Genomic DNA, 21,593 nt, shown 5'->3' with positions numbered 1-21,593 from the left:
CCTCCACCGATCGGCGCCATGCCGGCCGATTGACTTTGTGATGCGTCAGTAGACAGATGGCTCGGCAACTGCACAAGATGTGCTTCTGGGACTGAGCATTCTGCTCAGATTCCGAGCCGGACGAGAGACGTCGAGTGGGCATCATGAGCAACGAGCGAACCCTGGACGGCACCGACGCGCGCATTCTGCTCGCCCTGGCCACTGATCCACGGGCCACCGTCGTCGCCCTGGCCGAGCAATTGGGGCTGTCCCGCAACACCGTCCAGGCCCGGGTGGCGAAGATGGAGCGGGGCGGCGCACTGGGCTCCTTCGAACGCCGGATCACTCCGACGGCACTGGGCTACCCGCTCACCGCGTTCGTCACCGCCCAGGTCAACCAGCACCAGCTGGCGGAGATCTCCCAGGCCCTGGCGGCCATCGACGAGGTCATGGAGGTCTTCGGACTCAGCGGCGAGACCGACCTGCTCGTCCGCGTCGTCGCCGCGGACGCCGAGGACCTGTACCGGATCGCGGGACAGATCCTCGCGGTACCCGGGATCGAGCGCACGACGACGGCCCTGGCCATGCGCGAACTGGTGCCCCACCGCATCGCCCCGCTGCTGCGACGCGCCACGGACGGCAGGTAGCCGACGGTCGGACGCCGGGAGCCGCCTGCCATGCGGCCGTGACGGTTCCCGGGCGTGCCACCGCGATCCGTACGCGTCGGGGTCGGGCTGACGGCAGTGGTGGTCACTCCCGGTCGCCGGTCTCCTCCACGGGCGGCATGAACGCGCGCAGCCACCGCTCGGTCTGCGCGACGTGCGCCTGTGCGGCTCCGGCCGCGGCGACGGGGTCGCGGTCGGCGATGGCGGTGGCCAGGACGCGATGGTCGTCGTCGCTCTTGCTGCGCAGCTCAGGGCCTTCAGGCAGGGTGAAGACCTGGTATTTGCGGGAGCGGGCGCGGAAGACCGCCAGCAGGGAGACCAGGGTGGGGCTGCCGCCCACCCGGGCGATCTCCGCGTGGAAGCGATGGTCGAGTTCGGAGGCCTTGGTGGGATCGTCCGTGGCTTCCATCTCCTCGATGAGGGCGAAGAGCGTGCGCACCGTCTCCGGTGTGGAACGGGCCGCGGCTTGGGCTGCGACGTGGACCTCGAGGACGCGTCGGATCTCGTAGACCTCCAGCAGGCCGGACAGCGGGAGGAGTTCGAGGGTCAGGGAGAGGCTGCCGATCACATCCTCGGGCCTCAGCTGTGAGACGTACGTGCCGGAGCCGTGCCGCGGCTCGATGACGCCCAGGGCGGCGAGCATCCGTACGGCCTCGCGCAGCGACCCCCGTGAGACGCCCAGCTCCTCACAGAGCTCGCCTTCGGGCGGGATGCGCTCGCCCGGACCCAGGCGCCCCGTAGCGATCATGTGGCGTAGGCCGTGGAACGCCTTCTCGACTGCGGACATCCAACCCCTCTTCTTCCCATGGCGGGCCTGCGATCACCCGGCGGCCACTCTAGTGAGTCATCAGATGTCTGGTACCCGTTACCCAAAAGACATCTGATGACTCTCACTGTATAACCCTTGTCTTCGCCGAAAAAGCCGTGCCAGGATGCCGAGTCATCAGATGTGTCCCGCGGATGATCTGACGTCCAAGGGCACGCCCCTGTCGGCGGATGGGAGTCATGTGAGCGAGACCGAGGTGACGACCGCGCCGCGCGCCCTACTGCTGGCCGACGGCCGGCCCGCCGACCGGGCGTGGTCGCTGGACCCCGCCCTGAGGCACCTGAACCACGGCTCCTTCGGAGCGGTCCCGCTGGTGGCGCAGGAGCGGCAGCAACTGCTGCGCGGGGAGATGGAACGCTCGCCCGTGGTGTGGTTCCCGGCCCTGCCGCAGCGGCTCGCCGCCACCCGCGCCGAGCTCGCCGCCTTCCTGCGGGTACCGGCCGACGACCTCGCCCTGGTGCCGAACGCCAGCGCCGGCGCCAGCGTTGTCTACGCCGCCCTCACCCGCCGTCGCGGCGGGGAGGTCCTCGTCACCGACCACGGCTACGGCGCGGTCACGATGGGCGCGGAACGGCTGGCCCGCCGCTGGGGCGGCCGGGTCCGCACCGCCCGGGTCCCGCTGGACGCGGACGAGGACGAGGCGTATGAGGCCGTGGTCGCCGAACTCGGCGAGGCCACCGACCTCGTCGTCGTCGACCAGATCACCTCGGCGACCGCGCGCCGACTGCCGGTGGAACGGATCGGCGCCCAGGCGCGCCGGCGCGGCATCCCCGTGCTCGTCGACGGCGCCCATGCGCCCGGACTCGTCGAGAGCCCGCTCGCCGACGCGACGTACGACTTCTGGACGGGCAACCTGCACAAGTGGGGTTGTGCCCCGCGCGGCACCGCGGCACTGGTCGCCCGCGGCACGCTGCGCGACGACCTCCACCCGCTGATCGACTCGTGGGGCGCGGGCGATCCGTACCCCGACCGGTTCGACCAGCAGGGCACGATCGACGCCACCGCCCAGCTGGCCGCCCCGACGGCTCTCACCCTGGTCGAGGACACCTGGGGCTGGCCCACCGCACGGCGCTACATGGACGACCTGGCCGACTACGGCGCGGCCGTGACCGGTGCCGCCTTCGGCGAACTGACGGGCGAGGACTGCCGGGTCGACGTCGGTATGCCGGTGCCCGGTATGCGCCTGGTGCGACTGCCGGACGGCCTCGCGGCCGACCGGATCGAGGCCGACGCGCTGCGCGACCGCGTGGCCCGCGAACTGCACGTGGAAACGGCGTTCACCAGCTTCGCCGGCGTCGGCTATCTGCGCCTGTCCGCCCACGTCTACAACACCGCCGCCGACTACGAGTACTTCGCCGAGGAATGCGCCCCCGTCCTCGCCGAATGGGCCCGAGAAACCCCACGGAAGAGGTCAGCACGATGAGGAGAAGCACGATGGGAAGAAGTACGGCAGCCCTCGCTCTCGGTACGGCCGCCACGATGATCCTGGCCGGCTGTTCCACCATGAGCCCCGGCGCGAGCGGGACGGTCACCCTCAACATGGTCGAGAGCCTGACGAACCCCGCCCGCACCGACGTGCTCAAGGAGCTGATAGCCGACTTCGAGCAGCAGCACCCCAAGGTCAAGGTCAACCTGGTCTCCCCGCCCACCGAGCAGGCCGACCAGAAGCTCCAGCAGATGCTGCAGTCCGGCAGCGGCGTCGATGTCCTGGAGGTGCGGGACACCACCGTGGGGCCCTGGTCGAACAACGGCTGGCTCTACGACATGAAGCAGGACCTCGACGGCTGGAAGGGCCGGCAGGCCCTGACGGACAACGCCGTCAAAGCCTCCAAGGACGCCAAGGGCCGCACGTACTTCATCCCGTACGGCTTCTACGGTCTGAGCCTCTTCTACCGCACCGACCTGATCAAGAAGGCCGGCTTCAGCAAACCGCCCGCCACCTGGAAGGAACTGCTGCAGCAGGCCTCCGCGATCAACGACCCGGCCAAGCGCCGCTACGGCTACGCCTTCCGCGGCGGCGCCAACGGCAACAGCAACGCCACCGCCGCCATCGAGGCGTACGTCGCCGACCAGGTCGACCCGGCCAACGGCTACAAACTCAAGAGCGGCCGTACGATCTTCTCCGCGCCCGAGGCGGAAGACGCCCTGGAGACCTACCTCAAGCTGTTCCGGAAGGCGTCCCCCAAGTCGTCCGTCTCCTGGGGCTATCCGGAGATGGTCGAGGCCTTCTCCAACGGCTCCACGGCCTTCCTGCTCCAGGACCCCGAGGTGATCGCCACCGTCTCGGAGTCCAAGGCGATCGCGAAGAGTCAGTGGAGCACCGCGCCGCTGGTGGCCGGCCCCGGCGGCAAGACCGTGCAGCCGCTGGCCACCGCCGGGTGGGGGGTCGCGAAGGGCAGCGAGCACAAGGCCGAGGCCGTCGACCTGGTCACGTTCCTCTCCCAGGGCAAGGCGTCGACGACGTTCACCAAGAAGAACAGCCTGGTGCCGATCCTCAAGTCGGCCGCCAGTGACCCCTTCTACAGGTCCGGCCCGTGGTCCAGCTACGTCACCATGACCGAGCACCCGGAGAAGTACCTGGTGGTGACCCAGCCGCGTGGCGTCGCGTGGTGGGCCGAGTGGCAGCAGAAGGCCGACGCCGACGTCCAGAAGATGATCCTCGGCAAGACGACGCCCAAGGAGCTGCTGGCGGGCTGGGACGCGTACTGGACCGAGAAGTGGCAGCAGGAGTCGTAGTCATGTCCATCGCGTCCACTCCGACGAAGGCGGCCACGCCGGGCCCGGACAGCGTCTCCCACAAGGGGGGCGCTGCCCGAGGAGGCCGCCGCAGGCGCGAGTTCACCACACGGCGTGGTCTGGTGATCGCCGCCTACCTGGCGCCGGCCGCCGTCTTCGTGGCGGTCTTCACGTACTACCCGATGCTCGCGGGCGGTCAAATGGCCTTCCGCAACTGGAAGTTGACCGACCTGACCGACACCTCCTGGGTGGGCCTGAAGAACTTCCGCGACGTCTTCGCCGATCCTGCCTGGGGGACCGTTCTGGGCAACACCGCGGTCTGGGTGATCGGTTCGATCGTCCCCCAACTGGTGATCGGCTTCGCGCTCGCCCTGTGGCTGCGCCGCCGCTTCCGCTTCCGCGGCCTCTACCAGGCGCTGGTCTTCTTCCCCTGGGCGATCTCCGGATTCCTCATCGGCATCCTCTTCCGCTGGCTGTTCAACAGCGAGTTCGGGGTGGTCAACGACCTGCTGCAGAAGGCCGGGCTGATCGACGAGCCGATCGCCTGGCTGGCGGATCCGGACACCGCGATGATGGCGGTACTGGTCGCCAACGTCTGGTACGGCGTCACCTTCTTCACGATCATGATCCTGGCCGCTCTCCAGTCGATCCCCGACGAGCTGTACGAGGCGGCCGCGCTGGACGGCGCCGGCAAGGTGCGCACGCTCTTCCAGATCACCATTCCGTACATCCGGACCACCCTGGCGCTGACCGTGCTGCTGCGGGTGATCTGGATCTTCAATTTCCCCGACCTGATCTTCGGGATGACCGGCGGCGGGCCGAACAACGAGACGCACATCGTGACCACCTGGATGATCAAGATCACTCAGCAGGGCGACTACGGCAGGGCCTCCGCGCTCGGCCTGCTGGTGGTCTCCGCGCTGCTGGTGTTCGCGGTGTTCTTCCTCATGGCCACGCGCGAGAAGAAAGGGGTGAGGGCGTGATCGGAAAGGAGACCGCGGCCGGCCGGGCCGTCAGGTTCGGCTTCCTGGGCCTGTGGCTGCTCTTCACCGTCTTCCCGCTGTACTGGATCATCGTCACGTCGCTCAAGGCGCCGGGCGACATCTTCCGCTTCCCGCTCGCCTACTGGCCCGAGCAGTTCTCGCTCCAGAACTACAGCGGCCTGTTCGGCGAGGCCGACTTCGGGGCCTACCTCACCAACAGCCTGGTGGTCGCCGCCGTGGCGGGCGCGGTGGCCACGGCGATCTCGATGCTCTCGGCGTACGTGCTGGCCCGTTTCGAGTTCCGCACCAAGTCCGCGCTGCTGATGGCCGCCCTGGCCACCCAGATGATCCCGTCGTTCATCGCGCTGGGACCGCTCTACCTGCTGATGACCGACCTGAAGCTGGTCGACAACCGTCTCGGACTGATCCTCGTCTACATCGCCGTGTGCATCCCCTTCTGCACGGTGATGCTGCGCGGCTTCTTCGAGAACATCCCGGACGCGCTGGAGGAGGCCGCCATGATCGACGGACTGTCCCGGTTCGGGGCACTGTTCCGGGTGCTGCTGCCGGTGATGCGTCCGGCGATCGTGGCCGCGTTCATCTTCAACTTCGTCAACTGCTGGAACGAGCTGTTCCTGTCGGTGACGCTGATGAACAGCGACCGCAACAAGACCGTCCCCACGGCCCTGAACGGCTTCATCTCGAGCTTCAACATCGACTGGGGCTCGATGTCCGCGGCGGCCGTGCTCACCATCCTGCCCACGATGCTGCTGTTCGCCGTCGCCAGCAGGCACATCGTCCAGGGCCTGACGTCCGGAGCGGTGAAGGGCTGAGGGGGCGTGGGAAGGGGGCAGGCTTTGTCATCCGGTGCCGAGGACGGCGCCCAGGTCACCCGACGTCCAGCCCCTAGCTGCTCACCCCCGGACACACCTACCGGCACAGCCTGTGGCAGATCATGCGCGTTCCGTGACGGTCAAGGATCGCAGGACAGGCTGCCCACGTCGCCCCGTGCGCCCCGCCGCGGGCTTGAGCCACCGGCCGGCGAGCTCGGGCCGGCTCGGCCGCCCCCGAGAGCCGTCGGAGCGCAAGAGAGCGGCCGACGCTGTCCTGGCAGGCGGGTGAGCGGGACGGACCGTAGCGTGAGAGGACCGGGCAGGGGTGTGCCGGGGGGAGGGCGAAGAAGGGACGGTGGCCGTGGCAGGGATGGATTACGCGGCGCTGTTCGCCGCCACGCCGAGCCCGTATCTGGTGCTGGGGCCGGATCTGGTGATCGTGGAGGTCAACCAGGCATACCTCGACGCGACCGGCCGGACGCGGGAGGACCTGATCGGGGAATACGTCTTCGATGCCTTCCCGGACAACCCGGCCGACCCCGAGGCCGACGGGGTGCGGAACCTGAGCGCCTCGCTGCACCGGGTCCTGACCACCCGCGAGCCCGACCCGATGGCACTGCAGAAGTACGACATCCCCATCATGGGTCGGCCGGGGGTCTTCGAGGAGCGGTGGTGGTCACCGATCAACACGCCGATTCTCGCCCCGGACGGCACGGTGGTGTGGATCATCCACCGGGTGGAGGACGTGACCGCGTTCGTCCAGGCCCGCACCGCCGGTGCCCGGCCGCCGACCGGTCAGCTGACCGAGCGCGAAGCGTTGGAGGCCGAGCTGTACGCGCGGGCCCGGGAGCTGCAGCGGCTGAACGAAGAGCTGCGGCAGGCCCACTCCCGCGAGCGCCAGGTGGCCGTCACCTTGCAGGAGGGCATGCTCCAGTCACCGGACCTGGCGCGGCACCAGAACGTCGCTGTGCGCTATCTGCCCGCGGCCGGATCGCTGAACGTGTGCGGTGACTGGTATGACGTGGCAGACCTGACCGACGGCCGTTTCTCGGTGGCGGTGGGCGACGTCGTCGGCCACGGACTGGAGGCCGCCGCCGTCATGGGGATGCTCCGCAGCGCGCTGAGCGCGGCGATCCGCGCCCTGGAACGGCCGGCCCAGGCGCTGGAGGTACTGGGGCTGTACGCCCGCTCGGTCGAGGGCGCGCTGAACACCACCGTCGTCAAAGCACTGGTCGACCCCACGAGTTGCCTGATCATCTACAGCAACGCCGGCCACCCGCCCCCGGTCCTGGTGCACACCGACGGCATCTGCGAGCTGCTGGACCAGGCCACCGACCCACCCCTGGGGGTTCGCGCCCTGCACGTCCCCCGTCCCCAGGCAACGGCCGTCTACAGCCCCGGCGACGCCCTCGTGCTCTACACCGACGGCCTGATCGAACGCCGCGACGAAGACATCGACACCGGCCTGGCCCGGCTGACAGACGCCCTCAGCCAGTCCAGCCAGCTCTCCCCGGAGCGCATGGCCGACAGCCTCCTGGCCCGCCTCGGCCTGGCCGGCGGCGGCCGCGACGACATCGCACTGGTCATCGTCCGGCTGTGACCAGCGCCCTTCCCCACCCGAGAGCACTATCCCGGGCGAGCGCGGAGATCTTCGGTGGTGCCCTCACTCCCCCGCCGTCCCGGACCGTCAGGGGCGCCCGCTGCGGTAGCCCGTCGGACGCGGGAGTCGTGGCGGGAGTCATGGCAGGAGTCCTGGCCATGACCGGCCGTGTGCCCCCTGACCTCACGGGCCAGCGCCCCAGGGATGATGACGGGTGACAAGCCGTCAGAACATCCCGCAGGGATCCTGCGACCGGCACGGGGTCGGCCCCGGATAGGGCCCGACCCGTTTGACCCGCAGGTCCGCCAGATCGCTACATCGATGCCACGGCGGGCTCCCGGACTTCGTCGAACGCTTCCGCCCCAACTGGCCATCCGACGTCGGTCAGCCCGTTCCCTGACGCCGGATCTCCGACCCGCGATGCGTGGCGGGCCACGCTTCGGCCTGGTGGTCCGTCGGCCAACTCCCTGTGAGGTCTGGTGAAAAGGGCACGGCCTGGCTAGTACAGGGCCTCGCCCATCGGGGAGCTGTCGCCGACGATGTAGGCGCGGATCGATGCCAGGTACGCGTCGCGGTCGACCCGGCCGTCGCCGTCGGCATCCAGCGCGTCGAACGCGGCGGCGGCGTTGTCCGGCGGGTTGTTCAGTGCAGTACGCAGCGTGGTGAACTCGGCTCTGTCCAAGGCGCCGTCCCTGTCCGCGTCGACGAGGTCGAAGAGCGCGCCGAGCGCGAACCGGCAGACATTGTCGAACTTGTCAGCCCCCACCCACGCGTTGTACTCGTCGAAGGTCAGCTTCCCGTCGTTGTTCGCGTCCATCGCACTCCAGGCTTTGATGCCTTCCGTGCGGGCGGCGACGACGAGCGGGTCGTCCTCTGTGCGACCTGTGGCCAGGACGGTCCGGTCGATCCGGGAGAGATAGTCGTGCCGCGTGATGACCTGATCCCCGTCGGAGTCCATCATGGCGAACACGCGCACTCTCGCGGCGGTGGCAGCAGTGGCGGCTGCGGCGGTCATACGGCTCACTCGGGTCTCCTCCAGCTCAGTTCCTGCTCTGATTCGACGAGGACTCGTCCGGCGCTTCCTACCCGGCACCTTCCGGATACCAAGCGTCCCCCCGGGAGGACAGGCGTGCGCGACGGCTTGTTGAGCGAGCGCGCGCCGGCGGCGCGCTTCGAGACGCCGGATCAGCCGATGCAACACCGGGGTAGTCCGCCAAGTGCCCATATACGTCGGACGCAAGTGTCCACATACGTCGGATGACTTACTGGAGGGGCATGTGGTGAGCAGGCGCGGTATGACAGTGACGCTGGGGTCCCTGGCGCTGGTGGTCTCCTCGATGGTGTGCGCGCCGGCCGGTCAGGCCAGGACAGCCGCGGACGGGGCGGTCAACTGCACGGGCAACGCCCACAGCAGCTATGACCCGCCGCTCACCCTCCTGCCCCGGAAGACCCACAACCACGCGCACGTGCGCTACACCTGCACCACCGGCCCCGGCCCCGCCGTCCCGGCCACCGGCTCCTTCGACGCCGAGGCGCCGTCGGCATCCTGCGTCTCGCTGTCCGGCGCGCACGGCAGGGAAATCGTCCGCTACGCCGACGGCCGCCGATCAGTGATCGTTATTGACGGCGCGACCACCGCCCGCGTGGCGGGCGTCCTGGTCGTCCTGCAGTCGGGCAGGGTCATGGAGGGACGTGGCGAGGGCCACTTCGTACGCCGGACCGTGACTTCACTGCCCCAACAGTTGCCCACGGACTGCCTCACCTCCGGCCTCAACCACACCCAAAGCCTGGTTCAGCTGGAGATCCTGCCGTAGTACCGGCCCGCCACTGCACCGGCCGCTTACGGAGTTGTGGGACCGGCTGGTGTTGGCTGTGGATGTCTCGCCGTGGCTGCGGCCGGGCGCCAACACCTGTGCTGCCCAGGCCCTTTGCCCTGCTCGCAACGCCACACAGCAGACCGGCGTGCGCAGCTCGCGCCGGCACCAGCCGTTCAACCGGTCCCGTCTTGGCGGCGGTGCCGCCGTACAGCGACAGTCACTGCACCGAAGGAAACGTCGTCCTGGGTCCTGTCCGATGGGTCGGACAGGACGCTAGCTGCCGAGGAAGCGGAGCACCGCCAAGACCCGGCGATTCGTGCCGCTGTCCCGTGGCAGTCGCAGCTTGTCGAATACCGCATTGGTGTACTTCTCCACCGCGCTTTTGGACACGAACAGGTGTTGTGCGATCGCGGTGTTGGTGTGCCCCTCGGCCATGAGGGCCAGGACGGCCCGTTCACGGTCGGTCAGCAGGCCGAGTTCGTCGGCGTGGCGTGAGCGGGTCAGCATACGACGCACCACCTCCGGGTCGAACACGGTCTGCCCCTCGTTCACCCGCTCCAGTGCGGACAGGAATTCCTCCACCCTTGCGACCCTGTCCTTCAGCAGGTAGCCCATGCCCCGGGTGTCCGCTGCCAGCAACTCCGCGGCGTATCTGTGCTCGACGTACTGGGACAGCACCAGCACCCCCACCCGGGGGTGTTCGACCCGCAGCCGCAGCGCGGCCCGCAAGCCCTCGTCGGTGTGACTGGGCGGCATGCGTACGTCCACGACGGCAACGTCCGGTGGCGTGGCGGCGACCGCGGCCAGCAACGCGTCCGCATCGCCGACCGCGGCGGACACCTCGTGTCCCTCATCGGCCAACAGATGGACCAGGCCCTCGCGCAGCAACGCCGAGTCTTCGGCAATCATCAATCGCACGGCAGCTCCGCAACCACCCGTGTGGGACCGCCGGGCGGGCTGTCCACACTCAGGTGTCCGTCCAGGGCACGGATTCGGCGTGCCAACCCGGCCAGTCCCGGACCGTTGGGGTCGGCTCCGCCACAGCCATCGTCCCGTACCGTTATGCGCACCGAGCGGGACTCCTGGCCGATCTCCACATCGATTCGACCGGCACTGGCGTGCTTGGCGGCGTTGGTGAGTGCCTCGCGTACCGCGAAATAGGCGGCGGTCTCGACAGCCGGGGCAGGGCGGCGCACCAGGTCGCCGCTGATGTGGACCGGGACGGGTGACCGTTCGGCGTCCTGGGCCAGGGCCTCGCGCAGTCCCAACTCGTCCAGCGTGGAGGGATACACCCGCCATGCCACCTGACGCAGTTCCTCCACCGCCTGCTCAGCTTCGGCCTGTGCCTGCCGGTACAGTTCCGCGCTGTCCTTGCGACGCGCACGTCCGAGCAGCATCGCCACCACGACCAGGCGCTGTTGCAGGCCGTCGTGCAGATCACGCTCGATGCGGCGCCGTTCGGCGTCCACGGCCTCCACGATCCCCGAACGCGTGGCGGTCAGTTCGTCGATCCGACGACGCATCCGAGCCAGTTCGTCGGGACCGAGGAAGCGGCGCACCAGCCGTCGTTCCAGCTCGACGACCGCGGCCAGACCGGCCAGGTCGAGGAAGAGCAGGAGCAGGCCGGCGGTCAGGAGGTACCCGACGATCGGCCAGGTGGGGCCCATACCGTCGACGTCATGGCCGGTCAGCCAGCGCGAAAGCCCAACGACGGCCGTCCAGCCACCCGCGGCCAACAACACCAGCGTCCCGCCGCCGAGTAGCCCGACAGGGATGCGGCACCACAGATACGCGGCGGCGCGGCGCGGCTCGATGACTTCCGGGCAGACGGGCTCGCCGCCGAGAAGGACGGCCACTCGCCGCTGTTCCCAAGCGGCCACACCGACCACCGGGCCGCTGCACCGCGCCACGCCCCACGCGGCCAGGACGGCGAGGGCGGCACACACCGAGACCGTGCCGAGCACGAGACCGGCGACCGTGCGCACGGGCCTCATGCGCGGTGCCGGGCGCTCGGGCGGCGACGCAGCCGCACCAGGAACCACCGGGCAGCGGCCAGGACCGCCAGCGCCACCACCGCCTTGGACACCATTCCCCCGTACTCTTCCACCAGCCGCCAGTTGTCGCCCAGCCAGTATCCCAACAGCACGAACGCGGTGTTCCACACCAGGCTGCCGGCGGCGGTCAGGGCGGTGAAGGCCGGCAGCGGCATGCGCTGGATTCCGGCCGGAATGGAGATCAGGCTGCGCACCACCGGCACCATCCGCGCCAGCAACACCGCGGCGCGGCCCCGCCGTTGGAACCACGCCTCGGCCCGGTCGATCTCGTGCGGACGGACGAGGGGGATACGGGCCGCGAGCGCGCGGGTGCGGTCGCGGCCCAGGAAGGCACCCACCCCGTACACGATCCATGAGCCGACGATGGAGCCCACGGTGGTCCAGGCGATGACGGCCCACAGGCTCAGCCGGCCCTGGCCGGCCGCGAATCCGGCGACGGGAAGGACGATCTCACTGGGAATGAACGGCAGAACGGTGTCAACGAGGTTGGTCACCCCTGCGCCGGCGGCACCGAGGGCGCCCATGACGTCGACGGCCCACCCGGCGATACCACCGGCGGGTTCGGCAGAGGATGCGAGAAGCGGCGCGAAGGCCGACATGGCGATCATGCCGCTCACGCTAGGCAGCGGGCCAACGGCTCACCATGCGGTTGACCGCCCGGCCGCACTGCGGTTTTCCGCAATTCGATGTCGAGCGGTCCGACGGGGAAGCCGGCGGCCGCTCACTGCTCCGAGATGTCGGCGCTGACGATGACGCCGTCGGAGACCGTGTAGGTGCCCCGGAACACCTTCACCGAGCCGTCGCGCTGGGTCGCGTACAGGACGGCGCTGGCCTTGCCCGGGCTGTCGGTGTTCACCGCGGTGAGCGAGATGCTCGCCGTGGTGTCGTAGCCCGCCACCCAGGACGAGTAGGAGGAGCCGCCGATGTTCTTGCCACCGAGCTCCCAGGCCTTGGAGAACGCCCGGTCGTTGATGGCCTGGTAGAACTCCCGGACGGTCGCGCTCGCGTCCCCGACGGGTGACGCGGTGGTCTCCGGCGCGGTGGGGGTGTAGAGGTCGGTGGGCGGCAGCGAGTAGACGTCGGTCGGTGGCACGGAGTACGGGTCCGTCGGTGGTGTGGAGTAGGGGTCCGAGCTCTGCGAGGGAGTGGCTGAGGCGAAGGTGCCGACGGTCTGCTGCGAGGTCTCGGAGGAGGACGAGTGGAGCAGCACATAGGCCGTCACGCCCCCCGCCACCAGCAGAGCCGCCACCAGCCACAGCAGCCATTGCGGGAGGATGGTGGGCCCCACGCGGACGTAGCCGTACCCGGTGGTCCCAACGGGCTGACTGGTACCGACTGAGTGACTGGTACCGACGGGCTGACCGGTGCCACCCGGCACACCGCCCTGGTGCGGCATTCCGCACCTCGGACAGCGGACCGCGCTGGAATCCGCGAAGTGCGCGCCGCAGTGGATGCAGGATGGCATGGTCATCTCCCCCCGATGCCTCTCGTGTGTCTCGTGCGTCTCGTACGTCTCGTGTGTCTGGTGCGTCTCGTGTGTCTGGTGTTTCCGTGCCCTTTGAACTCCGGGCTCGCGTGATGGCCCGACTACAGATCGTCTATAGGCCGTCTACAGGCCGCGGATCGCCTCTTCGATCGTCACCGCCAGGGAGGCAAGGGCAGTGAACCCCGGCACCGCGCCCACGAGCGCCCGGGCGAACAACTTCAGCTTGCCCTTACGCGGCGTCTCCGCCGCGAGCTCCTCGCGCGCGTCCTCCGCGGCTTCGATCAGGTCGGCGCGGTCCGGGTGCTCGGACCGGCCGAGTTCGTCGATCAGCCGGGAGATCAGTTCGGCGATCTCCTGGGGCGACCGTTGCCGCCCGTCGTCTGACTGGGCCACGTTCCGGACCTCGGCCTTCGCGTTCCGGCCGCTGGCGACGGCGTTGCCGACGACGTTCGAGCCGCCGGTCGCGATGATCCCGTCGTTACTCCGCATGGTGATGCGTCATCCCTTCTCTGTCATCAGTCGGTGTTCAGTAGCGGGATCTTGTTGAGCATGCTCATCGAGATCCGGGACTTCTCGCCGGAGGCGACGGAGCTGGATTCCACCGTCGCTCCGGTGGCCGCGATGATGCCGTTGTTGATGATCATCTGCTGACGCTGGATCAGCTCACCCACGTTGATGTCACGCGCATCGGCGAATTCGACGAGGGCGTCCAGGGCCCGCTTTTCGACCGTCTTCAGGACCAGCCCGCTGTCGGCCTTCTGGAAGTAGCGGTGATGATGTGTGGCCGCGGCCTGGCGGCGTACGCTCACCAGCGCACCGTAGTCGAATCTGCGCAGCCTGGTGATCAATTTGTACTGCCGGCGCCGGCGTCGGGACATTCCGTAGTCGGGCGAGAATCCGGTGACCGCGCGCACCGGAGAGGCCAACAGGACGAAGAAGGTACTGACCAGCGTTTCCGTCATCAGGGTGACGATTTCGCGCAGGGGCGGGCGGGGCATGAGGGTGTCGATGACCCGGTAGCGGTCGAGCAGGGGGTACAGCACCGTCTGGACGCCCTCCACGGAGAGGTTGGAGTCCGAGCGGACGAAGCGCAGGAACAGCGAGGTGACCAGTTCGCCGCGCCAGCCGGTGGAGTGCACGGCCAGGTAGGGGCGGGCCCCTTCCTCGGGATTCCGTTTCAGCGCATCCAGCTGCGCGAAGGGAATCCCGGCGACGGGCCGGCCGAGGGGATCGGGCAGGAAACGCGGGTCTTCCAGGAGCGTTGATCCGTCGACGAAGAGCCGTTCCTCGATTTCCAGACAGGGCAGGACCAGAGTGCTCAGTCGCCGGGCAACATGGGTGTAGAGATCGGTTACGTCGAATTCCTGCGGCTTGACGCCCGGTCGGCCCGATGTGGTGACGTCGAATGTCAAGGTCCAGGTGTTGAGTTCGGACCCATAACCGATGAACGGTGAATAGCCGCTGTACGTCGTGGTGTTCCCGCCGGCGTAATCGCCGATCTGGCGCAGACGCGCCGCGATGTCCTCATTGAGCGGCGGGGGCGCTGCCGCGGGATCGAACCGGTCCGGGCGGAGGCTTTGCAAGTGGCGGCCGTATTTGGTCGAGAGCTCGAAGGACAGCACCGTCACCCAGGAAAGCAGGAGAACGAGCAGGGTGATCCCGGAGTCGCCGACCCAGAAAGTGAAGACGAAGGCCAGCAGGAACAGCACGGTGAGTACGAGATCCCGGCTGTGGCGGCGGGCGTTGGCCAGGTAGGCGTGGCGGAGCACCACCGGAACGTCGCAGGCCGGCGCCGGCGCCACGCCCAGGTGGGGTTCGGCTGCGACCTGTTTGATGAGCGATTTGGCGTACTCGCGGTCCAGGTACGCGGCCGCGCACAAGTACCGGGTCACGTCCCGGCCGTCACCCCACCGTGGGACGGCGGTGCGGGGATCGACGCGGGGATCGACGGCGCGTGCAGTGGGGGGCGCCATGGAGACGGTCGTCGCGTCCGGCGAGGGACCGGGCTCCGGAACCGTCGCGGCCGCCGCCCGGGCGTCCACGGCCGTACTGTCCACGGCTGTAGTGCCCACGGCCGTAGCGCAGTTGCCGCAGAAAGCGGCCCCCGCGATCGTGTCCCCGCCGCATCCTGAGCACGCAGTCGAATGCGTCATCGCTCCCCCGTACATGAAACGACCCCATCTGCGCCAAGTGCACCACAAGAGGAATCTGGAGAAACGTTTAAGTGACTCCTTGCGGCCGGACTGTTACAGATCCATAAGGAGGGTGCCGCCGTCGCCACCCATGCGGCCGGGCCTCCCGGGCAGCCGTCAGCGACGCCGGCGCGTGGCGCACCGGCGTCGCTGACCTGGACGGTTCAGGGGTATCAATCGCGGTGCCCGTCGGCCGGTACGGCCAGCAGTCGGTGCAGCTGGTTCCCGGCCTCGTCGTACCCAGCGTCGGAGATTCGTTGCAGCTCACGAAGGTCACCGTTCGCGACCGCGCGTCGAGTGAGCAGCAATCCGGCGCGCATACACCCCTCGTCCAACAGCTCATTCAGCTCCTCAAGATCGCCGGCTTCGTCGGCGAGGTCGGCCAGCTTGTCCAGAGCGGTCTCGTTGCCCTCATCGGCCAGCTCGCGCAGGGTGGCCCGATCGACATTCAGGTTCGGCATAACGCCATGCTGCAACCCTGCCCCAAGGGAAAGGTCAAGTGGGACGATGGCCGGGTGATCACCATCGGGCAGCTGGCCAAGTACATCGGAGTGTCGACCAAGACCATTCGCGTTGATCACGACAAGGGACTGCTTCCCGAGCCCGACCGCGATACGTCCGGCTACCGGCGATACGGCGCGAACGACGCCATCGACCTGATCAAGATCCGCACCCTCGCCGAAGCCGGCGTCCCTCTGGCCCGTATCCGGGCCCTGCGATCAGCGACGGACGAGGAGTTCCAACAGGCGCTGCGCGAGATCGACGACGAACTCACCGCCCGCGTCCGTCGCCTGCGGACAACGCAAGGGCGCCTGCGCCAGCTCGCCGCCGGGCATCTGGCCCCGCTGCCCACCGGGGTCGATGTCCATCTGAAGCACCTGGCCGGCTGGGGATTCACCCCTCGATGGGTGGAGCTACAACGTGACCTGTGGATCCTCGTGTTCGCCACCCACCCGGACCGCGCGGCCACACTGTTTCAGGACCAGGCCGAGACCTTGGCCGACCCCGTGCTGCGCCAACTCTTCCTCGACTACGACCAGGCGTATGACCTCGATGCCGACGATCCCCGCATCGACGACCTCGCCCACCGGATCGCCGAGGCCATCCGAGAACGCTACGGGCCCGACGAACTTCCCCAGCTGGATGCGGCCTCCGAGATCCCCGCCCTCATCCAAGGCACGGTCAACGCCTCGTCCCCGGCATGGCAGCAACTCGACAGGCTCATTCGCGCACGCCTGGACGCGTGACTCGACGTGATGGGGACAGGCACGGCTGGGCCGTTCACCCGGCGGTCGGTGTCATGAGGCCGCGACGGCGCAAGTCAGGGGGTAGCAGCCGGGCTGGTTGACTCTCCCATCGTGGGAGAGCTGAGGGTGGGGCGCATGCACGTCGACGAAAAGGTGTTGTGGAGCGACGAAAAGGTGCTGTGGAGCATCGGAGAGGTCGCGCAGAAAGCCGGGCTGTCGGTGAAGCTCATCCGGCACTGGTCCGATACGGGAATCGTGCCACCGGCCCGACGCACGGCCGCCGGATACCGTCTCTACGACGCCGAGTCCGTGGCCCGCCTGGAGCTGGCACGGACACTGCGGGACCTCGGGCTCGGCCTGACGGCAATCCGTGACGTACTCGACCGCGAGCACACCTTGGCGGAGGTGGCCGCGGTTCACGTGGACGCGCTGGAGGCACAGATCCGCACGCTGCGCACGCAGCAGGCGGTCCTGCGCTCCGCAACCCGCCGCGCAACCACTGCCGAAGGACTCGCCTTCATGAACCGAACCGCCCGACTGTCCGCCGCCGAACGCCGCACCATCATCCACGAGTTCGTGACCCGAACCCTCGCGGACCTCGATGTACCGACCTACCGCCGTGGCCTGCTGGCCGCTACCCCGGAGCTGCCCGACGACCCCACGGACGAGCAGGTCGACGCCTGGATCGAGCTGAGCGAGCTGGTGGCCGATCCCGCCCTGCACACCGCGATGCGGCGCATGGCACGGTACGCGGCCGAGCACGCCCCCGGCGAACACGACGACGCCGCGCTCGAGCACGCACAGCAGCTCACCGACGACTGGACGCAGCGAGTACGCGAGGCCATGCAGGAAGGGATCGCGCCGGATTCGCCCGCGGCCGACCCCGTCATCGCGGCCGTCGTCCCTGCCTGGCTCCCCACCCAGACAGGGACCATTGACGAGGTACGCAGCGACGGCGCCCGCGCCCGGCGCCTGCAGGCCGTGGGCGCACTCGTCTGCGCTGTTGACCCGAGCCTTCTCGACCGGCCGACACCGTGCGCAGGCTGGGACGTGCGTGCCCTGCTCGACCATCTGGTCTGGGAAAATCTGATGTGGGCCAGCCTGGCGGAGGGCACACCCCGGTCCGACGGGTCCTCGGATCACCTGGGCGACGATCACATCGAGGCGTTCCGGGCCGCCGCGAAGGGCACGCTCACCGCCTTCCGTCGGCCCGGCATGCTCGATCAGCGGTACGGGCCCGCACCGGGCCGACGGCTCGTCGAGCAGTTGGTCATGGAAATGCTGGTCCATGGCTGGGACTTGGCCAAGGCGATCGGGCAGCCGCGGGACCTCGTCCCAGACATCGCCGCGTCAGCCCTTCCGGTGGCGCAGGAGATCTACGCCGGCCTGCCCCGGACCGTAGGCGGTTCCTTCGCCCCACCCCAGCCCGTACCCCAGAACGCGACCGCGCTCGACCGTCTGGCCGCCCACCTCGGCCGCACCGTCACCTGACAACCCGGCCCAGGCAAGCGGGGCCCACAGGGGATCGTCGTCGGGGCTTCGACGACATCAGAGAACCGCAGCGACCGAGGCAGAGCGGGGGGTGAGCGCGGGTCAGCGGGGGTGAGGACTGAAACGGGGGCCCAACCACAGCCCTACTCGCCCCCTCCGACTGGCCGTTCGCTGCACCAAAGACCGGCAGTTGGGAGACAGCAGGTGTCCGGCCCTTCCCGGGCGACTGTCGGAAGCCGACGCTACGGTGGCGCCCATGACCACCGACAACAGTTTCTGGACCATACCCGCCGAAACGATGGTCCGGGGCTCCGTGGCCCACTGCAACCTGACCGTCCTGCAACCCCCCTTCACCATCGATGTGGCGGACTTTCCGGCCAACGATCCTGTCCAGGCAGCCGAGTTCGCCGGCTCCCTGTCCACCGTTGCCGCCGTCATGGAAGACCTCGGCCTGCGCCCTGTATCCAGTACGCCGAACTTTCGGACACGCGCCGACTTGGACATCGTGCAGGCCGGCGTGTGGGGCGACGTCCTCGCCGTGAGTGACCCGGCCTGGGCTGATGACGGCAACGGCAACCCGCTGCTGTCTGAGGCGAAGGGACTGCGTGAGAAGTTCCCCGATGCCCGGATCGTGGGGCGTGTTGAGGTGCACTGCGGTGCCGAGCACACCGAAGATCTGGTGTGGCTTCCGGACGGCACCATGTTCCACGCCTCCGGTTGGCCCGGGGATGAACCGTTCGTCGTGACCGGCGACCCCGAAGCTGTCCTGTCCTGCCTCGGGATCACCAGGGACATGCTGGACGACATTGACGCCTACATCGACCTGGATGACGAACCGAACCAGATCGACTGGGGGGCGCTCGCCGGCCTGGCTCTGGGTGAGGCCGGCCCGTGGGGAATCGCCAGCTTGAACATGTCGTCGCTGCGCGTGCGGCACACCGAGGACGCCACCAGCCATATGGAAGAGCTGTATTTCATCACCGGCTGACGTGCCGGACGGCTCCAACTACCGCTGCGGAGGCGCAGTTTGACTTTCCGAAACGGCTTCATCCTGCCTTTACTCGTCGGGGCCGCCTTCATGTGTGATGCGCCCCTTCAAGGCCAATCTCGCGCCTGCCCCACCAGCAACCAGGATCTCCCCAACAAGATCACGATCTGCAACCAGAGCACTGGAGCCGGTGATGTTCAGCTGTCGAGGGCGAGGTGGATGCCGAAGCCGGCGATCGCCGTTCCGCTGATCCGATCGAGGATTCGGCGTGCCGAGGGGCGTCGAAGGGCGCCGCGGAGCGCACCAGCGAATGCGATCAGTACGCCCGACCAGAGCGTGGCGAGCAGGATGTGCACGCCGGCCAGCAGGGTGCCGGTCATCAGGTGCGGGGCGCCGGCTGGGATGAGCTGCGGCAGCACAGCCATGTAGAAGGCGCCCACCTTCGGGTTGAGCAGGTTCGTCATGGTGCCTCGGCGCCAGCCTCTGGCGAAGCTGTCTGCGCCCTCCGGGGTATCCGGCTCATCCGCGGCGTCGGACCGGGCGGTATCCGCCCTGGACCGTCGGCGCAAGGTGGGCAACAGGATCCGGCTTCCCATCCATACCAGGTACGCCGCTCCTGCCCAGCGGAGTATCGCGTAGGCGAGGTGGGAGGCGGTCAGTACGGCGGTGACGCCGAGCGAGCTGAGCACACCCCAGAGGAGGGTGCCGGACTGGATTCCGAGGACGACGCCCCAGGCGCGTCTGCGGCAACCCAGGGCAGCGGTGCGCAGTATGAGGGCGGTATCGAGACCGGGCGTGAGGGTCAGGAGTCCCACGATCAGCGCGAAGGACCCCAGCGCGGAGGCAGTGATCATGAGCGGTCACTGTACTGCCGGAGTCGCCAACTTCCCATTTCCTGCCCGAAATCGGGCAGGAATCTCTTGTAGCATCCGGTGAATGATGTGCACGGTGGGAACGGTGGAGCGCATATGGCGGTATCCGATCAAGTCCACGGGGGGTGAACAGCTACGGCGGGCAGACGTTGACGCCCGTGGTCTGGTCGGCGACCGTCTGTTCGCGGTGCGCGACGGTGAGGGCAAGTTCGGCTCGGGGAAGAACACCCGGCGATTCCGCCGGATGCCCGGCCTGCTACAGCTGCGCTCCCGCTACCCGGACGGAACGGAGCAGCCCGAGCTGTTGGATCCGCACGGCGCGGCCGTCGCAGATCCAACTGACTACCTTCGCCGCTACCTTGGCCGGGACGACGTCGAACTGGCCCGTGAGCAAGCGATATCCCACTTCGACCAGCTTCCCCTCAGCGTCCTGACCACCGCCACCCTCGACTGGGTTCGCGCGGCCGTTCCCGGTGTTCCGGTCGACGAGCGACGCTTCCGGCCGAACCTCCTGATCCGCACGCCACCGGGTACCCGACCGTTCGTCGAGGACGACTGGTTCGGGTGCAAGGCGCGGATCGGGAGCACCCTGTGCGTGGAGTTCGTGCGCTCCAGCGAGCGGTGCGTCATGACCAATGAGGCCCAGCAGGATCTGCCTCATTCCCCCCTGGTGCTACGAGCCATAGCGAAGGCTCATCACGCCCGACTCGACGCCCTGGCCACAGTCGCGGCACCCGGCCCGGTGAGTTTCGGGGATGCGGTCACTCTTGTCTGACGAGGGCCGTTGTTCGCTCTTGTCTGACCAGGGCCGTTGTTCGCTCGACGCGCGTGGCCGTTCAGCCTGCACACGGAGATGGTTCGGGCGCACGGGGACGGTCCGGCGGGGCGAGAACGCACGCGCTCAGGATGCGTTCAGGTTTCAGCTGGCACGGTCGGGCGCCATGACAGCTGATATCCCTGTGACGGTCGAGACGTATGCGTCCGCCGACCCCGCCGCCGCCTCCTCCGGCCCTCGCTTCCGCTGGAACAAGGTCCCCGAAGTCACCGCGTACTTCTGGGTGATCAAAGTCCTGTGCACCACGGTCGGCGAGACCGCGGCCGACCTGCTGAACGAGAAGCTGGGCCTGGGCCTGACCGGAGTGTCGTTGCTGATGAGCGCGCTGCTCGTCGCGGTGCTGGTGGCGCAGTTCCGCACCCGCGCCTACCGCCCCGGCATCTACTGGCTCGCTGTGGCACTGATCAGCATCGTGGGCACGCTGATCAGCGACAACCTCACCGACAACCTGGGCGTACCGCTCGAAACGAGCACCATCGCCTTCGCGATCGTCCTCACCGTGGTGTTCGTCGCCTGGTACCGCAGCGAACGGACCCTGTCCATCCACCACATCGACACCACGCGACGTGAGTCCTTCTACTGGCTCGCCGTCCTGTTCACCTTCGCCTTGGGCACCGCCGCCGGCGATCTGGTCGCCGAGCGCATGGACCTCGGCTACTGGATCTCCGCCGGCCTGTTCGCCCTGGCGATCGCCGCGGTCGCGGTGGCGCACTTCACCCTCGGGCTGGACGCGGTGTGGAGCTTCTGGATCGCGTACGTCCTGACCCGACCGCTGGGCGCGTCGATCGGCGACTACCTGTCCCAGCCGACCGCCGACGGCGGACTCGGCCTGGGCACCGTGATCACCAGCGTGCTGTTCCTGGCCGTCATCCTGGGCCTGGTGGTGTTCTTGACGGTCACTCGCCGGGACGTGGCGCAGTCGGAGAGGGGCACCCCACAGGCAGGCTGACCACCGGCTTTGTCCCCGGACGCGGGCTCCGCCGCCGTAT

22 protein-coding genes are annotated in these 21,593 nt (G+C 68.6%); 12 read left to right on the top strand and 10 right to left on the bottom strand.

Translation table 11 applies throughout. The annotated features are described in order from the left end of the window. Positions 1-143: 143 nt before the first annotated feature. Complete coding sequence (locus tag ACFV1J_RS02150; RefSeq protein ID WP_385855270.1) at positions 144-626, top strand: Lrp/AsnC family transcriptional regulator; 483 nt, start codon at positions 144-146, stop codon at positions 624-626. A 103-nt stretch (positions 627-729) separates the two neighbouring features. Here the strand turns inward: ACFV1J_RS02150 and ACFV1J_RS02145 are convergent, their stop codons facing one another. Beyond that, complete coding sequence (locus ACFV1J_RS02145; RefSeq protein ID WP_385855269.1) at positions 730-1,431, bottom strand: FadR/GntR family transcriptional regulator; 702 nt, start codon at positions 1,429-1,431, stop codon at positions 730-732. A gap of 220 nt (positions 1,432-1,651) precedes the next feature. On the opposite strand from ACFV1J_RS02145, the gene ACFV1J_RS02140 reads away from it, so the two are divergent. The 5 genes from ACFV1J_RS02140 (at position 1,652) to ACFV1J_RS02120 (ending at position 7,622) form a co-directional block, all read left to right on the top strand. Then, complete coding sequence (locus ACFV1J_RS02140) at positions 1,652-2,893, top strand: aminotransferase class V-fold PLP-dependent enzyme (RefSeq protein ID WP_385855268.1); 1,242 nt, start codon at positions 1,652-1,654, stop codon at positions 2,891-2,893. An 11-nt stretch (positions 2,894-2,904) separates the two neighbouring features. Continuing rightward, positions 2,905-4,206 (top strand): ABC transporter substrate-binding protein, encoded by a 1,302-nt coding sequence (locus ACFV1J_RS02135; protein WP_385855267.1) that lies wholly within the window; start codon positions 2,905-2,907, stop codon positions 4,204-4,206. 2 nt (positions 4,207-4,208) lie between these two features. Continuing rightward, positions 4,209-5,189 (top strand): carbohydrate ABC transporter permease, encoded by a 981-nt coding sequence (locus tag ACFV1J_RS02130; RefSeq protein WP_385855266.1) that lies wholly within the window; start codon positions 4,209-4,211, stop codon positions 5,187-5,189. Next, positions 5,186-6,022, top strand: a complete 837-nt coding sequence (locus ACFV1J_RS02125; protein WP_385855265.1) for a carbohydrate ABC transporter permease — start codon at positions 5,186-5,188, stop codon at positions 6,020-6,022. The genes ACFV1J_RS02130 and ACFV1J_RS02125 overlap by 4 nt, the downstream gene beginning before the upstream one ends. Before the next feature lie 370 nt (positions 6,023-6,392). Next, entirely contained in the window at positions 6,393-7,622 is a 1,230-nt protein-coding gene (locus tag ACFV1J_RS02120) for a PP2C family protein-serine/threonine phosphatase (RefSeq protein WP_385855430.1), read from the top strand. A gap of 499 nt (positions 7,623-8,121) precedes the next feature. Here the strand turns inward: ACFV1J_RS02120 and ACFV1J_RS02115 are convergent, their stop codons facing one another. Beyond that, positions 8,122-8,637 (bottom strand): EF-hand domain-containing protein, encoded by a 516-nt coding sequence (locus tag ACFV1J_RS02115; protein ID WP_385855429.1) that lies wholly within the window; start codon positions 8,635-8,637, stop codon positions 8,122-8,124. A gap of 280 nt (positions 8,638-8,917) precedes the next feature. Here ACFV1J_RS02115 and ACFV1J_RS02110 point away from each other — a divergent pair, with 280 nt between their 5' ends. Beyond that, the gene (locus ACFV1J_RS02110; RefSeq protein WP_385855264.1) at positions 8,918-9,436 is read left to right on the top strand and encodes a hypothetical protein; all 519 of its coding nucleotides are present in this window, start codon (positions 8,918-8,920) and stop codon (positions 9,434-9,436) included. A 276-nt stretch (positions 9,437-9,712) separates the two neighbouring features. Here the strand turns inward: ACFV1J_RS02110 and ACFV1J_RS02105 are convergent, their stop codons facing one another. The 7 genes from ACFV1J_RS02105 to ACFV1J_RS02075 form a co-directional block, all read right to left on the bottom strand. Beyond that, on the bottom strand, positions 9,713-10,348 hold the full coding sequence (locus ACFV1J_RS02105) for a response regulator (protein WP_385855428.1): 636 nt from the start codon (positions 10,346-10,348) through the stop codon (positions 9,713-9,715). Then, positions 10,348-11,433: a sensor histidine kinase gene (locus tag ACFV1J_RS02100; protein WP_385855263.1), complete on the bottom strand. Its 1,086-nt coding sequence runs from the start codon at positions 11,431-11,433 to the stop codon at positions 10,348-10,350. Before ACFV1J_RS02100 ends, ACFV1J_RS02105 begins: the two co-directional genes overlap by 1 nt. Further along, on the bottom strand, positions 11,430-12,101 hold the full coding sequence (locus tag ACFV1J_RS02095) for a DedA family protein (protein WP_385855262.1): 672 nt from the start codon (positions 12,099-12,101) through the stop codon (positions 11,430-11,432). Before ACFV1J_RS02095 ends, ACFV1J_RS02100 begins: the two co-directional genes overlap by 4 nt. A gap of 113 nt (positions 12,102-12,214) precedes the next feature. Then, positions 12,215-12,781 (bottom strand): hypothetical protein, encoded by a 567-nt coding sequence (locus ACFV1J_RS02090; protein ID WP_385855261.1) that lies wholly within the window; start codon positions 12,779-12,781, stop codon positions 12,215-12,217. 321 nt (positions 12,782-13,102) lie between these two features. Beyond that, positions 13,103-13,468 (bottom strand): hypothetical protein, encoded by a 366-nt coding sequence (locus ACFV1J_RS02085; RefSeq protein ID WP_385855260.1) that lies wholly within the window; start codon positions 13,466-13,468, stop codon positions 13,103-13,105. A 26-nt stretch (positions 13,469-13,494) separates the two neighbouring features. After that, complete coding sequence (locus ACFV1J_RS02080; RefSeq protein WP_385855259.1) at positions 13,495-15,051, bottom strand: zinc ribbon domain-containing protein; 1,557 nt, start codon at positions 15,049-15,051, stop codon at positions 13,495-13,497. 293 nt (positions 15,052-15,344) lie between these two features. Continuing rightward, a complete protein-coding gene (locus ACFV1J_RS02075) occupies positions 15,345-15,632 on the bottom strand; it encodes a hypothetical protein (RefSeq protein WP_385855258.1) in 288 nt (95 codons plus the stop codon). 54 nt (positions 15,633-15,686) lie between these two features. Here ACFV1J_RS02075 and ACFV1J_RS02070 point away from each other — a divergent pair, with 54 nt between their 5' ends. The 3 genes from ACFV1J_RS02070 to ACFV1J_RS02060 all read left to right on the top strand — a co-directional run bounded on the left by ACFV1J_RS02070 (position 15,687) and on the right by ACFV1J_RS02060 (position 18,897). Then, positions 15,687-16,418: a MerR family transcriptional regulator gene (locus ACFV1J_RS02070; RefSeq protein ID WP_385855257.1), complete on the top strand. Its 732-nt coding sequence runs from the start codon at positions 15,687-15,689 to the stop codon at positions 16,416-16,418. Between the two features lie 135 nt (positions 16,419-16,553). Next, a complete protein-coding gene (locus tag ACFV1J_RS02065; RefSeq protein WP_385855256.1) occupies positions 16,554-17,909 on the top strand; it encodes a TIGR03086 family metal-binding protein in 1,356 nt (451 codons plus the stop codon). Between the two features lie 256 nt (positions 17,910-18,165). After that, entirely contained in the window at positions 18,166-18,897 is a 732-nt protein-coding gene (locus ACFV1J_RS02060; RefSeq protein ID WP_385855255.1) for a DUF6333 family protein, read from the top strand. Between the two features lie 197 nt (positions 18,898-19,094). Here the strand turns inward: ACFV1J_RS02060 and ACFV1J_RS02055 are convergent, their stop codons facing one another. After that, positions 19,095-19,751 carry a LysE family translocator gene (locus ACFV1J_RS02055; protein ID WP_385855254.1) on the bottom strand — a complete coding sequence of 219 codons (657 nt, stop codon included), beginning with the start codon at positions 19,749-19,751 and terminating at the stop codon, positions 19,095-19,097. Positions 19,752-19,854: 103 nt separating this feature from the next. On the opposite strand from ACFV1J_RS02055, the gene ACFV1J_RS02050 reads away from it, so the two are divergent. Together ACFV1J_RS02050 and ACFV1J_RS02045 are read left to right on the top strand one after the other, a co-directional pair. Continuing rightward, positions 19,855-20,544, top strand: a complete 690-nt coding sequence (locus tag ACFV1J_RS02050; RefSeq protein ID WP_385855253.1) for an MOSC domain-containing protein — start codon at positions 19,855-19,857, stop codon at positions 20,542-20,544. A 166-nt stretch (positions 20,545-20,710) separates the two neighbouring features. Next, a complete protein-coding gene (locus tag ACFV1J_RS02045) occupies positions 20,711-21,553 on the top strand; it encodes a hypothetical protein (protein WP_385855252.1) in 843 nt (280 codons plus the stop codon). Positions 21,554-21,593: the final 40 nt, after the last annotated feature.

The sequence above is a fragment of the Streptomyces sp. NPDC059649 genome (assembly GCF_042734445.1).
Taxonomy (GTDB): Bacteria; Actinomycetota; Actinomycetes; order Streptomycetales; family Streptomycetaceae; genus Streptomyces.
This window is presented reverse-complemented; position numbering and strand designations above follow the sequence as displayed.

Excerpts from the sequence above, each read along its gene's own strand:
- ACFV1J_RS02150 (WP_385855270.1), top strand. The coding sequence starts at position 144 with ATGAGCAACGAGCGAACCCTGGACGGCACCGACGCGCGCATTCTGCTC.
- ACFV1J_RS02145 (WP_385855269.1), bottom strand. The coding sequence starts at position 1,431 with ATGTCCGCAGTCGAGAAGGCGTTCCACGGCCTACGCCACATGATCGCT.
- ACFV1J_RS02135 (WP_385855267.1), top strand. The coding sequence starts at position 2,905 with ATGGGAAGAAGTACGGCAGCCCTCGCTCTCGGTACGGCCGCCACGATG.
- ACFV1J_RS02130 (WP_385855266.1), top strand. The coding sequence starts at position 4,209 with ATGTCCATCGCGTCCACTCCGACGAAGGCGGCCACGCCGGGCCCGGAC.
- ACFV1J_RS02120 (WP_385855430.1), top strand. The coding sequence starts at position 6,393 with ATGGATTACGCGGCGCTGTTCGCCGCCACGCCGAGCCCGTATCTGGTG.
- ACFV1J_RS02115 (WP_385855429.1), bottom strand. The coding sequence starts at position 8,637 with ATGACCGCCGCAGCCGCCACTGCTGCCACCGCCGCGAGAGTGCGCGTG.
- ACFV1J_RS02110 (WP_385855264.1), top strand. The coding sequence starts at position 8,918 with ATGACAGTGACGCTGGGGTCCCTGGCGCTGGTGGTCTCCTCGATGGTG.
- ACFV1J_RS02105 (WP_385855428.1), bottom strand. The coding sequence starts at position 10,348 with ATGATTGCCGAAGACTCGGCGTTGCTGCGCGAGGGCCTGGTCCATCTG.
- ACFV1J_RS02100 (WP_385855263.1), bottom strand. The coding sequence starts at position 11,433 with ATGAGGCCCGTGCGCACGGTCGCCGGTCTCGTGCTCGGCACGGTCTCG.
- ACFV1J_RS02095 (WP_385855262.1), bottom strand. The coding sequence starts at position 12,101 with ATGATCGCCATGTCGGCCTTCGCGCCGCTTCTCGCATCCTCTGCCGAA.
- ACFV1J_RS02085 (WP_385855260.1), bottom strand. The coding sequence starts at position 13,468 with ATGCGGAGTAACGACGGGATCATCGCGACCGGCGGCTCGAACGTCGTC.
- ACFV1J_RS02075 (WP_385855258.1), bottom strand. The coding sequence starts at position 15,632 with ATGCCGAACCTGAATGTCGATCGGGCCACCCTGCGCGAGCTGGCCGAT.
- ACFV1J_RS02065 (WP_385855256.1), top strand. The coding sequence starts at position 16,554 with ATGCACGTCGACGAAAAGGTGTTGTGGAGCGACGAAAAGGTGCTGTGG.
- ACFV1J_RS02060 (WP_385855255.1), top strand. The coding sequence starts at position 18,166 with ATGACCACCGACAACAGTTTCTGGACCATACCCGCCGAAACGATGGTC.
- ACFV1J_RS02055 (WP_385855254.1), bottom strand. The coding sequence starts at position 19,751 with ATGATCACTGCCTCCGCGCTGGGGTCCTTCGCGCTGATCGTGGGACTC.
- ACFV1J_RS02045 (WP_385855252.1), top strand. The coding sequence starts at position 20,711 with ATGACAGCTGATATCCCTGTGACGGTCGAGACGTATGCGTCCGCCGAC.